15 protein-coding genes are annotated in these 12443 nt (G+C 46.8%); 7 read left to right on the top strand and 8 right to left on the bottom strand.

Annotated elements, in window-relative coordinates; all coding sequences use genetic code 11:
* Window positions 1–104 precede the first annotated feature (104 nt).
* Window positions 105–311 (bottom strand): DUF1657 domain-containing protein, encoded by a 207-nt coding sequence (locus IC21_RS01755; RefSeq protein WP_035180367.1) that lies wholly within the window; start codon window positions 309–311, stop codon window positions 105–107.
* A gap of 295 nt (window positions 312–606) precedes the next feature.
* On the opposite strand from IC21_RS01755, the gene IC21_RS01750 reads away from it, so the two are divergent.
* Entirely contained in the window at window positions 607–1593 is a 987-nt protein-coding gene (locus IC21_RS01750; protein WP_029142885.1) for an SDR family oxidoreductase, read from the top strand.
* A gap of 331 nt (window positions 1594–1924) precedes the next feature.
* On the opposite strand, the gene IC21_RS01745 is transcribed toward IC21_RS01750, so the two are convergent.
* Window positions 1925–2752, bottom strand: coding sequence for an AAC(3) family N-acetyltransferase (locus tag IC21_RS01745; RefSeq protein ID WP_029142886.1), 828 nt, complete (start codon window positions 2750–2752; stop codon window positions 1925–1927).
* Window positions 2753–2857: 105 nt separating this feature from the next.
* On the opposite strand from IC21_RS01745, the gene IC21_RS01740 reads away from it, so the two are divergent.
* The gene (locus IC21_RS01740) at window positions 2858–4186 is read left to right on the top strand and encodes a polysaccharide biosynthesis protein (RefSeq protein ID WP_029142887.1); all 1329 of its coding nucleotides are present in this window, start codon (window positions 2858–2860) and stop codon (window positions 4184–4186) included.
* 133 nt (window positions 4187–4319) lie between these two features.
* Here the strand turns inward: IC21_RS01740 and IC21_RS01735 are convergent, their stop codons facing one another.
* Window positions 4320–4745 (bottom strand): universal stress protein, encoded by a 426-nt coding sequence (locus IC21_RS01735; RefSeq protein ID WP_019722231.1) that lies wholly within the window; start codon window positions 4743–4745, stop codon window positions 4320–4322.
* Window positions 4746–4958: 213 nt separating this feature from the next.
* Between IC21_RS01735 and IC21_RS01730 the strand changes: the two genes are divergently transcribed.
* Window positions 4959–5165 (top strand): YczO family protein, encoded by a 207-nt coding sequence (locus IC21_RS01730; RefSeq protein ID WP_019722232.1) that lies wholly within the window; start codon window positions 4959–4961, stop codon window positions 5163–5165.
* A 217-nt stretch (window positions 5166–5382) separates the two neighbouring features.
* On the opposite strand, the gene IC21_RS01725 is transcribed toward IC21_RS01730, so the two are convergent.
* Together IC21_RS01725 and yfkAB are read right to left on the bottom strand one after the other, a co-directional pair.
* Window positions 5383–5916 (bottom strand): hypothetical protein, encoded by a 534-nt coding sequence (locus IC21_RS01725; RefSeq protein WP_234969623.1) that lies wholly within the window; start codon window positions 5914–5916, stop codon window positions 5383–5385.
* Window positions 5917–6056: 140 nt separating this feature from the next.
* On the bottom strand, window positions 6057–7208 hold the full coding sequence (yfkAB, locus tag IC21_RS01720; protein ID WP_029142889.1) for a radical SAM/CxCxxxxC motif protein YfkAB: 1152 nt from the start codon (window positions 7206–7208) through the stop codon (window positions 6057–6059).
* A 301-nt stretch (window positions 7209–7509) separates the two neighbouring features.
* On the opposite strand from yfkAB, the gene IC21_RS01715 reads away from it, so the two are divergent.
* Together IC21_RS01715 and IC21_RS01710 are read left to right on the top strand one after the other, a co-directional pair.
* A complete protein-coding gene (locus IC21_RS01715) occupies window positions 7510–7854 on the top strand; it encodes an SIS domain-containing protein (RefSeq protein WP_234969621.1) in 345 nt (114 codons plus the stop codon).
* Window positions 7855–7877: 23 nt separating this feature from the next.
* Complete coding sequence (locus IC21_RS01710; RefSeq protein WP_019722236.1) at window positions 7878–8657, top strand: Cof-type HAD-IIB family hydrolase; 780 nt, start codon at window positions 7878–7880, stop codon at window positions 8655–8657.
* 393 nt (window positions 8658–9050) lie between these two features.
* Here the strand turns inward: IC21_RS01710 and fbpA are convergent, their stop codons facing one another.
* The 3 genes from fbpA to IC21_RS16000 all read right to left on the bottom strand — a co-directional run bounded on the left by fbpA (window position 9051) and on the right by IC21_RS16000 (window position 10342).
* A complete protein-coding gene (gene fbpA / locus IC21_RS01705) occupies window positions 9051–9236 on the bottom strand; it encodes a Fur-regulated basic protein FbpA (RefSeq protein ID WP_013858542.1) in 186 nt (61 codons plus the stop codon).
* A 41-nt stretch (window positions 9237–9277) separates the two neighbouring features.
* Window positions 9278–10042, bottom strand: a complete 765-nt coding sequence (locus IC21_RS01700) for an alpha/beta hydrolase (protein ID WP_029142891.1) — start codon at window positions 10040–10042, stop codon at window positions 9278–9280.
* A 138-nt stretch (window positions 10043–10180) separates the two neighbouring features.
* Window positions 10181–10342, bottom strand: coding sequence for a hypothetical protein (locus IC21_RS16000; protein ID WP_234969619.1), 162 nt, complete (start codon window positions 10340–10342; stop codon window positions 10181–10183).
* 149 nt (window positions 10343–10491) lie between these two features.
* On the opposite strand from IC21_RS16000, the gene IC21_RS01695 reads away from it, so the two are divergent.
* Together IC21_RS01695 and IC21_RS01690 are read left to right on the top strand one after the other, a co-directional pair.
* Window positions 10492–11241, top strand: a complete 750-nt coding sequence (locus IC21_RS01695) for an alpha/beta hydrolase (RefSeq protein ID WP_013858544.1) — start codon at window positions 10492–10494, stop codon at window positions 11239–11241.
* 373 nt (window positions 11242–11614) lie between these two features.
* A complete protein-coding gene (locus IC21_RS01690) occupies window positions 11615–12187 on the top strand; it encodes an NADPH-dependent FMN reductase (RefSeq protein ID WP_029142892.1) in 573 nt (190 codons plus the stop codon).
* Window positions 12188–12443: the final 256 nt, after the last annotated feature.

Raw genomic sequence — 12443 nt, 5'->3', positions numbered from 1 at the left:
ATCAATTGTTGTTTTGCCGTTTAGATACATGTACTCATTACGTTTCGTTTAAAGGTGTAAAAAAGGTTGGTTGATCCAACCAACCTTTTTATCTAATTTGTACATTATTGTTGTTTGTATTGAGGTTCTTCTTGTTCAATTTGTTGAACACGAGCAGAAAGGCTGTCAACTAGTTGCTGTGTTTGTTTGGCAGCAACTTGATAAAGTTGTTTAGCTTGTTGATTATCGGTTCCTAGTGCAAAGGTTTCGAAGCTCGCTTGTGCACTTTTTAATCCGGCTAGAGTTTGTTTCACTTGACTGATGATAGTCATGGGTGATTCCTCCTTCAATTTAAGTTACACTTTTAGAATGATAAAAAAGATCTTTTTTATGCTTTCCAATTTTATCCATATATAAAGATACTTGTGGATTAAATTCCTTTCATATCCTATATAACTTAGTTCAACCCGTTTAAACTCCCTGAAAGGCATCGCAATGGGTTCGAAAAAACGAAAACAGGCAAAGAATCTAATTTGAAGGCAGCATCCTGACAATGCAGATAAAATTCGCCTATCATATTTCGAAGAGGTTGTAATGGAAAAGGTGCCGGCAAATGAAGGAAATTAATTGTCACCCACTGGCTTTTGGGCGAATACACTAAACGGAAAAAGCCTGGATAAAGAGGTGGTCCATTTGTATTGGCTCAAGCCAGATATGTATTTTTCCCGGACGGAACCGGGTTACCAAAATTACCGGCAAAAATATGCATTTCCGCCCCAGCACCAGCCGGAACAGCCGGGGATTGAAAAACTGATGCACCCGCGCCCGCTGATCGAAGACCCGTCTTATAAGGGATCTGGAAAGCTTGAAAATAAAGTGGCGATTGTAACCGGCGGGGACAGCGGGATCGGCGCAGCCGCCGCGATTGCGTTTGCGAAAGAAGGCGCGGATGTCGTGATCCCGTATTATTCCAATTATGAAATAGAAGATGCCGGGCGGACAAAGCGAAGGATTGAAGCGCTCGGGCAGCGTTGCCTGCTGATTCCGGGGGACTTAAAAGATCCGGAGCATTGCCAAAACGTTGTGAAGCAAACGGTGGATACATTCGGGCATCTGGATGTGCTTGTGAACAATCACGCCATGCAGTTTGTGCAGCATGATTTGCAAGATATTACGAATGAACAATGGGATTTTACCTTTAAAAACAATATTCACAGCTTTTTCTACCTGGTAAAAGCCGCACTGCCGTATTTGAAAGCCGGCAGCTCGATTATTTTCACTACTTCTGTAACGGCGTATGAGGGAAATCCAAATTTGATCGATTATTCTGCAACAAAAGGGGCAATTGTGGCTTTTACCCGGTCTTTGTCGCAAAATCTGGTTAGAAAGGGGATCCGGGTCAATGCGGTGGCACCGGGGCCGATTTGGACACCGCTGATTCCGGCAAGCTTCTATCCGGAACAGGTTGTCAAATTCGGCCTGGATGTGCCAATGAAGCGGGCCGGCCAGCCGTACGAACTGGCCCCGACTTATGTTTATCTCGCATCCCGTGATTCCAGCTATGTGACCGGTCAGGTGCTGCATGTAAACGGCGGGACGATTACTGGCTCGTAGGCAGGAGGCAAGACAGGCATGTCCGCCCGATTCCGCCCGGTGCAAACAAAGGCACATGACGGGTTTTCCCGTTTCCGCAAGACGGAACAAAAGGAAGTTTGTGCCATGCCGGGTTTTGCCTTTTTTCCAACAACGAAGCCGGCGGAGGCGTAAAGCAAAGCAACTAAAATTGGTGCGCATGCTTTGCGCCAACTTCCGCAACGGAGGCGGTACAGCTGCAAACAAAATGCGTGAATGATCTGTCCGCCCTATTTAAAAACGAAACCAGTGCCGTGCATGGGGTGCCCGCCCATTTCCGCAGCGGAACCGGTGCCGGCGTACAAAAAGAAAACTAGTGGTGAGCTTTTTCCGCATCTGCATATAAATCATCCAAATATTGCACGGTAAAGTCGACGAGCGCCCGCTGGTTGATAAGCCTTGACGGGGCAGCGCCAATAAAACCGGTTTTTACTTGATGGCTGCGTTCAAAGGCGCGGCCAATTTTATTGAATAAATCGGAGTTTTCCTCGTAATCTTCATAGGATTGCCAGACCCTTTTTCCGTTTATCGTCATCGCGCAACTCTGCGTACACCGTTTTGTATGCTTGGCCCTCGATTCGCCGAGATGCATGGATGTATTGACTTGGTAATCGACGCCGAGCAGCAAAATACAGCCATCCCGGTCATAAATCCGGGCGAGCGCGGACTTTTCCCCGAACGGGAAGTCAAGCGAGTGCCCGCTCAAAATCGATTTTGCATCCCGGCCCCAGGCGGTAAACGAGCAGTTCGGATGGTTGCTCCTTAAAACTCCCGGAAACGTCCGGAAAAGCTCGGCAATCCGGCCCATGCCGTAAGTCGGGGTAATGGCAGGGTCAAAAGCAGGCAGGGTCCGCCGGATTTCTTCCCACCATGCTTCCGGAACGGGCGGGTTTTCCCAAAAGGCGGGGTCGGTATTATTCGCTGTTTGGGCCGGCATCACAATGGTGCCGCGGTCTGTCACCACTTCCATTAAAGCCCGAATGACGGCAACCTCTCCCCCGCAAACCCAGCCGAGCGCGCTTAAAGACGAGTGGACGATGACCACCATGCCTTCTTTCAGCCCGAGCTTGCGAAAATCGGCTACTAATCTTTCTTTTGTTACGAGCGTTTGTTTTTTTCGAATTACATTTTCTTCTGTCACAGGAGTTCCTCCATCTCTATTGATTTATTTGTAATGATTCTCTAGGCTTGCCTCATATCCTTTAATATTGAAAAAGTTTTTCTTGATAAGGAGAAGAGGAAGAACATGGCAGTGTTTTTTAAAGGGGCATTTATGCTGATTGGCGTTGCTTTCATCGGAGAGTGCATTGAATTTTTAACAAATATGGTACTCGCAAATGAACTTGGGGCGCACGGCATGGGGATGTACATGTCTATTTTGCCGGCCATTTTTTTAATTGTCACCATCGCCAGCATGGGACTGCCCATCTCCATTTCAAAATTCGTTGCGGAACAGGAAGAAAAATATCATCGTGACATGCTGAGGTTTACCATCCGGCTGGCAGTTTTGTTTGTCCTGTTGCTCATGGCGGCAGTGGCTTTGTTGCTGCCGGCGCTTCCAATTTTCCATCATTACCACCCGTATCTTCGCTGGCTGATCATTGCGCTGATCCCGATGATCGCCTTTTCCTCAATTGCGAGAGGTTACTTTATGGGTGTCCAGCAAATGGGAAAGATCGCTGCTGCCAACTTCCTGAGGAAGATCATGCAGCTTATCCTGCTTGCTCTGTTGTTTCATTGGATGGAATTTGATGTGCAAATGTCAATTTTTATTGCGATATGCACGCTTGTTGGCAGTGACCTGATTGTGCTGCTGTATCTTTTTCACATGTTTGTGCTGCAAATGCGGACGCTTAAGAAAAAAGAACAGGCTCCAATGGGGGGGAAGGAAATCAGAAGGAGCCTTCTTTCCGTATCATTGCCGACAACGGGCATGCGCGTGTTCCATGCCGTAACAAGTGCGATTGAGCCGTTTTTTATCAAATGGGTATTGCTTAAATCCGGCATGACGGAGGGGATGGCAAACGAACATTTCGGACTGATGGCCGGCGTCGCTTTTACGATCGGCTTTTTTCCGGCCTTTATTGCCCATTCCCTGTCCACCGTCTTAATTCCGACGGTTTCCGAAGCTTATGCCAAAAGAGACGGCATGAAGCTGCAGAAACTGCTTCAGCAGGTGATGATGATGACGTTTCTTTACGGGCTTCCGGCTGTCATTGCCATTCAATTGTTTTCCGTGCCGCTGTCGACATTGTTTTCCCATTCGGCTGCAGCCGCCGTTTATGTCCGGCTGTTATGGCCGTATTTTCTGTTTCACTATTTTGTCATTCCGATGCAGGCATTTTTAATCGGCCTCGGCCTGGTCAGGGATGCCCTCGCACATTTTATTTGGTCAACGATGGTTACGTACTGCCTCATTTATTATCTTGGCACAAATCCACAGTACCAAATGGCCGGTGTCATCATTGCCATGAATACGGGAACATTGCTTATCATGATGATGCATTATTTAACGATTTGTAAAAAAATTGAAATTTCCTTGGTTCTCCGCAAACCGGCGAAACATACTTTTTAACGGGACATGCGGGTTCCGGCCTGGCATTTTGTATGATTGCCCGGGCTTTTTAAGCGTCCGCAGTATGCTTATGGAGGCTTTTGCCCAATTAAATTAGCCTGTCCGGTATTTCAGGACAGGCTTCTAAGCAGGGCTATTTTATAATCAGTACCGGGCATTTGGCGAGCTGGGTGACTTTCTGGCTGACGCTGCCAAGCATGAGCCCCTTCAGATTTCCGAGCCCTCTGCTCCCCATAATAATAAGCTGATAGTTTCCTTCTTCTGCCTTTCTGACAATCTGGACAGCGGGATCGCCCGTTTCATAAAATTTTTCTATCTCAATTTCTTCCTCTTCGGCAAGAGCAGCGGCTTGGTCTAACAAAACATCTCCGTCTCTCTGCTGTTCAGAATAAAGGGTATCTATTGACGCATTTGGCATCCCATCCGGAATAACCGGATTTTTCTCCACATGGATCACACCGATTTTTGTAAACCTTTCTTTTGCAAAATTCAGTGCGGCTTTCAGTGCTTTGTCGCTCATTTTTGAACCGTCTATTGCCACAAGAATGCGATTAAACATAAAATCATCTCCATCGGCTTTCTTCTCATCAACCTTATCATATCATAAAAAATTGCAACAATTAACAGAGAATATGGAAGGAATACAAAAAATTTCCGCCCTTGGGGAAGACAGGCCGGGATGGGCAGGCGCGGTTTTTTTGCATGTTCGTCGTATATTTTCAGTTTTTTTCGGAAAAATAAAGGGGTATTGAACCATACGAGGTGATATGAAATGGACGAAAACAAAAAGAAATCGCAACGGAAAATGGACAACCCTGAACAATTTGCAACAGAAAACGAAGACATGCATGATAAATTTATGAGTGAACAAACAGTTGACCCGATCCCAATGGAAGACTTGCGAGAAGAAAAGCTTGAAGAAAAAACGGATCATGACAAAAAAACGACTTCATCCAGCGAAAAAAAGTACAAACCGTAAACCTTGTAAGTAAAGCAGCCGCGGGATGGCCGGTAAAATGGAATCCGAATCCCCAGGTGCTTGTATAAAATGAACTCAAATTGCCCGCCAAGCAGCAATGTATCTGTCTTGCCCGGAGCGGGAGTGGAAATAAAGCAATGCAGGCACACCCGCTATTAGAAACCGCTGTAAGAATGTTAACGGAACAGGCTGTTTGAGCACCTGTTCCGTTAACTTCTTACAACCAGTTATTGTCATCCGATCCGCTGTCCCATCCGCCGAAGTCATTGTCATCATTGGAAGTGAAATCGGCTAGATCGAAACCGGTATCCTGCTGGCCGTTGTCTCTATTATCCCCATTGTCATGGCCATCATGGCCGCTGTCTTCAAAGTTCCTTAACGAATCCTCAAGATGGTCAATTTCATCCTGCTGTAAAATATTTTGCTCTTCCAGCTCATGCAGCAGGTCGCTGCCGTCAAGATTTTGAAAATGCTCGAACTGGTCATAACCGATTCTGCCCTGTTCCAGTAAATACGTCAGCAAAGCGCCTGTTGCCATCCCGCCGGCAAACGTGCCAAACCGGCCGATTCCGGAGCTGCCCCCACCGTTCCATCCGGTTTGCTCCGGGTGCGGCCCGTAGGCATCCCCGTTGTAGATGCTTCTTCGCGGTTCAATAATTTGCGGCCGGTTCCGCTCGATCAAAGGACGGATGATTAAAAAATGCACGAGCACGATTATAATGATAATCCCGATCAACCAACCCAATTTCATTCCCTCCTGATCAAAAGTCAATTCGCTGCTTTTATTCATCTTTGCTGCATATTTTAACGCAAAAGAAGGAAAATAACCAGGATAAAAGTAGTTGAGATTACGAGAAAGCATGGGGCAGGCGCGCCCCATTCGCCTGTTTCTCAGCCCATCCGGGAAGAGGGGCCCTGCATGCCGATGACAGCTTTTCGTTGGGTAAAATCAATATTTTTATAGTAAGCATTTTTGACTAAAATGTTCGGCCCGAGGCATCTGGCTTGCGGGCAATGGCAGTTCAGCGATTTTGCAATTGGCGTTTTGAGCCATTTTTCAAAGACGTCGGGCAGCCTGTCATGGCGGATATTGCCAAGCGGCGGTGTATCGCCGAAATCCGTGACAATCACATCACCGGTAAAAATGTTTACATTCAGGCGGGAGCGGCCGTCCGGGTCATTGCGGATGGTCACATTTTTGCTTTCGTACAATCTTTTCAACAATGCCTGGTCTTCTGGATTGCTGCTGCACGGATAAAATGGCAGCGTGCCAAACAGCATCCACACGCTTTCATCACGGATATCGAGCAAATGGCGGATCGCCTCCCGGATTTCATCCAGGGTAAGCACTTCGAGATCAGCAGCAAAATCGCTTGGGTACATCGGGTGAATTTCGTGCCTTGCACATTTCATTTCTTCGACAATCTGATGATGGATTTGTTCCATATAAGGCAAAGTGCGTTTGTTCAACATCGTTTCCGCAGAAACCATGACCCCCATCCCGGACAAGGCGCGGCTGTTTTCCACGATGCGCCTGAACATTTTTTCACCCTGCTGATCGCTTGGCTTGATCCGCATGTTGGCAAACCCGCCGTCAATATAATTACGGACAGTTCCCCAGTTGTGGGAGATGTGCAGCACATCGAGATAAGGCGCAATTTGCACATATTTTTCGAGTTTCATTGTTAAATTGGAGTTGATTTGGGTGCGGATGCCTCTTTCGTGCGCATATTGCAACAGTGGCAGAACATAATTTTCAACAGATTTTGTCGACAGCATCGGCTCGCCGCCGGTAATGCTGATGCAGCGCAGTGTGCTGATTTCATCCAGCCGCCTGAGCAACAGATCAAGCGGCAGCGCATCCGGATCTTTTGGCTGCAGCGTGTACCCAACTGCACAATGTTCACAGCGCATATTGCATAAAGTAGTCGTGGTGAATTCGATATTCGACAAAGTCAGTTTCCCGTGCGACGCAATGTCCATGTACGCTTCCCACGGATCGTATTCAGGTGTAATGCTTCGTGATGTTTCTTCTTTTAACATGTTTGTGCTCCTTTTTTAAAAAATCAACCCGGGCGCCTGCTTTGCCCGTGTCCACCTCCAAATGGCAGGCCCCATCTTTTTTCTGCTTTTTTCCTATATATGCCATGGTTCATTATAACATGCAGCCTGTTTCTTTTTTCGCACATTCCATTTCCTGGGGTCCGGGTGTCGAAAAACAGCCGGCGCAATTATCAGGACAGACGCCCCTACCACAATGCGTGCGGCAACCAAAAATCGGCGAAAACCGGCCAAAGCAATTGTCTTTGCCAACAGGCTGGTCCATTTGGGGTTCCGGGTTGGGATGATCGGCGACTTAATTTCGCCTGTTCCTAAAAAAGGGGATATCATCCTTTTCAGCTCAAAATCGGGAGAAAATCCCGCTTTATTGAATGCCGCCCGAAAAGCCCGGCTCCACGGCATAAAAATGGTGGTCATAACGGCTTCTCCTGAATCAACCCTTGCAAAAATGGCTGATTTGACAGTCTTGTTGCCGGGTGAACTGCCCGAATTTAAAAATATAAAGCAGGCCGGCCTTGCCCCGGAAAGAACGGAAACCTTATTTGAACTGCTGAGTTTTTTGATTTATGATGTCATTACAGCATCTTTAATGAAAAAACGCCAGCCTGAAAAAGTATGCCTGAAATAGAACGGGAAAGGATCAGGAAGAATATGAAACAACAAAGCGTGATTTTTTTTGATATAGACGGGACTTTGCTGACACATGAGAAAAAGCTGCCTGCCACAACCAAAAAAGCGATAGATAAGCTGAAAAGCGATGGCCATGTCACAGCCATTGCAACGGGCAGGGCCCCGTTTATGTTTGAAGATTTGCGGAAGGAACTCGGGATGGATACGTTTGTGAGCTATAACGGGCAATATGTCGTCATGAACGGGGAGGTATTATATAAAAATCCGTTAAATAGGCAATCCCTTGAAGAATTGACTGCATATGCCCTTTCCCACAAGCATCCGCTTGTCTATATGGACCATGAAGACATGAAAGCCAATGTGCCAAACCACGATTATATAGAAAAGAGCATTGCGTCTTTGAAAATTGGCCGTTTTCCTGCGTATGACCCGCATTATTATAAAGGGCGGGAATTGTACCAGGCGCTCCTGTTCTGTTCAGAAGGGGAAGAGAAACAGTATGAACAGGCGTTTCCGGATTTTGAATTTATCCGGTGGCATCCGCTCTCTGTGGATGTTTTGCCAAAAGGCGGGTCAAAAGCGAGGGGAATTGAAAAGATTGTTGAAAAATTGGGCTTTCCTCCAGAACGCCAATATGCGTTTGGCGATGGGTTAAATGATATTAAAATGCTGTCCATGATTAAAAACAGTGTGGCAATGGGGAATGCGGAAGAAAAGGTAAAGGCCGCCGCCAAATACATTACAAAATCTGTGGAAGACAGGGGCATTCCCCACGGCCTGCAGATTGTCGGGCTGTTATAATCCATACAGGGCTTGCTGTATAAGCAATCATCCCGTACCGGGAAAGGCTCTGTCTGTTTTGGCTAAACTTCACTGCAAAGCCTGTCCCAAAAATATGCGCCGGCTAATTTTCATTCTTCTGCGGGCGCCGCGTTCACTAAATGAAAAATGCAGGAAAAGTTTTGCACTCGAAAGCCGGTTTTCAACGTAACGGATACCAGCCAAAACCCGATTCGGAAAAAGCCCTATAATAAAAGCACCGTTTTCAGCGCAAAATGGAAACGGTGCTTTTTTATTTCCACAAGCGCAATTGCCGGCGCCGGTGTACCAAGGAATAGTTAAGGAATAGTTAAGGAATAGTTATAGGGCGTTTTCGGGCATTTAAAAAACACAAAAAAAGACGCGCCGGCAAAACTATTCCCTTCCCGACGCTTCTTTCTCCTGGCTGATTTTGCTGAAGTACTCATATTCTGTTTCAAGTTCCGTCAATGTCAGGGTGAATAGCTGCTTGTCATCTTCCCGATAGGCGCCAAGGGCAATCAGTTGTTCGATCAAATATTGCCGCTTTTTTTCTATCGCGTGCCGCAGAAAATTTTTCAAATGCGCATCCTCCCATCCTTTGGAGCATGATTTAAAACTCATCATATTTCCGTACGGGATTCGATATGCGCAATTTCTTGAACAAATGATGAACATTGTGCCGCAATCCATTCTTTTTCATGATCCATTGTAGCGACGTGATAAGAGTTGTGGAGCGGAATGATTTTTTTCCGGCTGGCAAGGATATGCGCGGCAATATAATCTGTATTTTCAGGAGGCACGACATGGTCTTCTGTTGATTGGAAAAACAGTGCGGGGCAATGGATGGCGGAGAGGTTTTCCCGCGTTTCCCGCATCACGGACAGAAGCTCACGGATGGAAGCCGCCGGCACTTTTTCATATGCAATTTCATGCACGCCCGCTGCTTTGATATCCGGCGGGCCCTCTTGAATATACCGCCCTTTCGCCAGGCATTTTTCCAGTTCGGGGATGCTTTGGATGGCCGCGTTGATACACACCATTCCCCGGATATCCGGGTGTTTTTCCGCGAGATGCAAAGCCAGCGTGCCGCCCATTGACTGGCCGATAACAAAAATATCGCGGCAATGCCGTTTCAGCAGCTGATAACCCTCTTCAAGGCTGTCAATCCAGTCTTTGTAAGTGCAGCGTTCCATGTCCAAATAGTGCGTCCCGTGCCCCTTTAATCTTGGCGCGCAAACCGTAAACCCGTCCGATGCCATTGCCCTTCCCAAAAAGCGGACACTTTGCGGGGTGCCGTTGAATCCATGCGAGATGAGAATGCCAATTTCATTTCCTTTTATAAAAAAGGAATCTGCACCCGGGAGAACGGGATAGTTTTCATCCATAAAAAAGCTCCTTCCTAACGTTTATACGGTCAGTGAATTTAAAATGTTAATGTAATTTTAAACCGATTAATCCTAGTTGTAAAGTATGTTTTATCGGTAAAATGACGCAGGATAGGCAAAAACCATTGTAAAAAAGGGCTAACTATAGTCCCGGATATGGAGCGGAAAATGCCTTTCAAGAATTTTTTTGAACGCCGGATCCTGGACATGCTGGAGCATATATGCCATGTTCGTAATCGAGTTGACACAGTTCATCGCCAGTTCATTTAAACCATACAGTTCATGTGCGGCTAATTTCATGATTCAACCTCCACTTCATTTTTTGAACCCACCTTATTTTGTTTTAAACGGGGCAGGATATACAGGAACGTTTTCATTGTTTTTTGCAATGGCCGGTGCTACTGTAAAAATGAAACCGTCCCGCAAATGGGCAGGAGGAGGAGAGGGTTGTGAAGACAGAAACTTTACGTTTAAAGGCGCATCAGGATGCTGAACTGACGGCGTACGTACTGGACGGATCCCCCGAGTTCAGCAATATCGGGGCGCGCCCGGGTGTGCTTATTTTTCCCGGTGGCGCCTACCGGTTTACCTCGGACAGGGAAGCGGAACCGGTTGCGATGGCATATTTGGCGGAAGGATTCAACGCGTTTGTACTGCGCTACTCGGTCGGGGAATCATTCCGTTTTGAAGCGGTTTTACAAGATGCGGAAGAAGCCATGGAGCGGATTCGCGACTATGCGGGGGCATGGCATACAGACCCTGAAAAAATTGCGGTTGCCGGTTTTTCTGCAGGAGGGCATCTTGCCGCCGCACTCGGTACGATCGGGAAAAATAAGCCCAATGCATTGATTTTAGGCTACCCTTGTATTTTGGATTCGATGAGCGGGAGCCTTGCTTTTCCGGTGCCGTCTGTTGACAAGGAAGTGACTGCCGAAACGCCGCCGGTCTTTCTGTTTTCAACGTTTGAAGACCAAACCGTGCCGATTGAAAACTCGATTGCCTTTATGCAGGCGTTGAATGCACACGGCATTCCATTCGAGTCGCATATTTTTCAAAAGGGAAAGCACGGGCTGTCTCTCGCCAAACCCCACACTTCAAACGGATTGAAAGCCAATGTGGATGCAGATGCGGCGCAATGGTTTGGCCTGAGCGTTTCCTGGCTTCATAAAGTGCTCGGCCAGTTTCCGGCTAATGCCTGATTGCGGAGATTTGACCGGCCGGAAAAACGGTTCCAGATTGATAAAATCAGAGAATTTTGCCATGCATAACTGGGGACGAGCGGTTTGCACATGTCATGTTTAAATGAAACCTTTGTATTGGAAAATGGGGTGGCGATTCCGAAAATCGGCCTTGGCACATGGCAAGTCCCGAACGGTGAAACCACTTACCATGCCGTATCCTTCGCTTTGAAAAAAGGCATAACAGGAATAACGCCGGCAGTCTGCTGTAAAGTACGGGAAAGATTGCCCGGCGGCGGCATGCTGTTTGGAAAAAATAGACAAAACATACGGATTGCGGCGAACTTTTTACCGGCATTGAAAAATATACAGCAAAGAACCAGGGGGAGCATAAATGAAGATTGTTGCACTTTCGGGATCGCGAGTCGGCTCGAAAACAAGAACAGCGATGAACTACGCGGTAAACGTGATCCGCGGGAAATATCCAAACGCGGAAGTCACGCTCCTTGATCTGGCGGATTACGATGTGCAGTTCAGCGATGGGCGCCATTATATGGATTATGAAGGGGATACAAAATTTGTGGCGCAAACTGTCATGGACGCGGATGCGCTTATCATCGGCACGCCGGTTTTCCAGGCATCGATTCCGGCAACATTGAAAAATGTGTTTGACCTGCTGCCAGAAAAATCACTTCGGGATAAGGTGGCAAGCATCATTGTCACGGCTGGCTCACCGAAACATTATTTGATTGCCGAGCAGCAGATCAAACCGATTTTGTCTTACATGAGGGCCCAAATTGTCCAGTCTTATGTTTTTATTGAAGAAAAAGACTTTTACCGGAAAGAAATTGTCAATGAAGACGTCCTCTTGCGGATCAGCCGGCTTGTGGAGGACACAGTCATGCTTACGGAAACGTATGCAAAAATAAAAGAAGCCAAAAAAGCAGCGTACACCTCCCGCGACTAAAGCCGCACGTGTACCGGACGGATCAGAAAAGGGCGGACAGCTAAAACTGTCCGCCCTTTTCTGGGTGAACGGGAGCATGCCAAGACATGCATGACGAAAAGCGGGAGTTATGATAAAGTTTCCGGTTAGTTAACTTTTTTTCATTAAAGTCAACAGACAATCTATCGGAGCTTTTTGCGATGTTAACAATTTTTCTTTCAATGCAAATAGAACACCACCAGAAATATAATATTGTCAGATAAATATATGCCCATTT

Source organism: Heyndrickxia coagulans DSM 1 = ATCC 7050, assembly GCF_000290615.1.
GTDB lineage: Bacteria > Bacillota > Bacilli > Bacillales > Bacillaceae_C > Weizmannia > Weizmannia coagulans.
This window is presented reverse-complemented; position numbering and strand designations above follow the sequence as displayed.

Excerpts from the sequence above, each read along its gene's own strand:
- IC21_RS01755 (WP_035180367.1), bottom strand. The coding sequence starts at position 311 with ATGACTATCATCAGTCAAGTGAAACAAACTCTAGCCGGATTAAAAAGT.
- IC21_RS01740 (WP_029142887.1), top strand. The coding sequence starts at position 2,858 with ATGGCAGTGTTTTTTAAAGGGGCATTTATGCTGATTGGCGTTGCTTTC.
- IC21_RS01735 (WP_019722231.1), bottom strand. The coding sequence starts at position 4,745 with ATGTTTAATCGCATTCTTGTGGCAATAGACGGTTCAAAAATGAGCGAC.
- IC21_RS01730 (WP_019722232.1), top strand. The coding sequence starts at position 4,959 with ATGGACGAAAACAAAAAGAAATCGCAACGGAAAATGGACAACCCTGAA.
- IC21_RS01725 (WP_234969623.1), bottom strand. The coding sequence starts at position 5,916 with ATGAAATTGGGTTGGTTGATCGGGATTATCATTATAATCGTGCTCGTG.
- yfkAB (WP_029142889.1), bottom strand. The coding sequence starts at position 7,208 with ATGTTAAAAGAAGAAACATCACGAAGCATTACACCTGAATACGATCCG.
- IC21_RS01715 (WP_234969621.1), top strand. The coding sequence starts at position 7,510 with ATGATCGGCGACTTAATTTCGCCTGTTCCTAAAAAAGGGGATATCATC.
- IC21_RS01710 (WP_019722236.1), top strand. The coding sequence starts at position 7,878 with ATGAAACAACAAAGCGTGATTTTTTTTGATATAGACGGGACTTTGCTG.
- IC21_RS01700 (WP_029142891.1), bottom strand. The coding sequence starts at position 10,042 with ATGGATGAAAACTATCCCGTTCTCCCGGGTGCAGATTCCTTTTTTATA.
- IC21_RS16000 (WP_234969619.1), bottom strand. The coding sequence starts at position 10,342 with ATGAAATTAGCCGCACATGAACTGTATGGTTTAAATGAACTGGCGATG.
- IC21_RS01690 (WP_029142892.1), top strand. The coding sequence starts at position 11,615 with ATGAAGATTGTTGCACTTTCGGGATCGCGAGTCGGCTCGAAAACAAGA.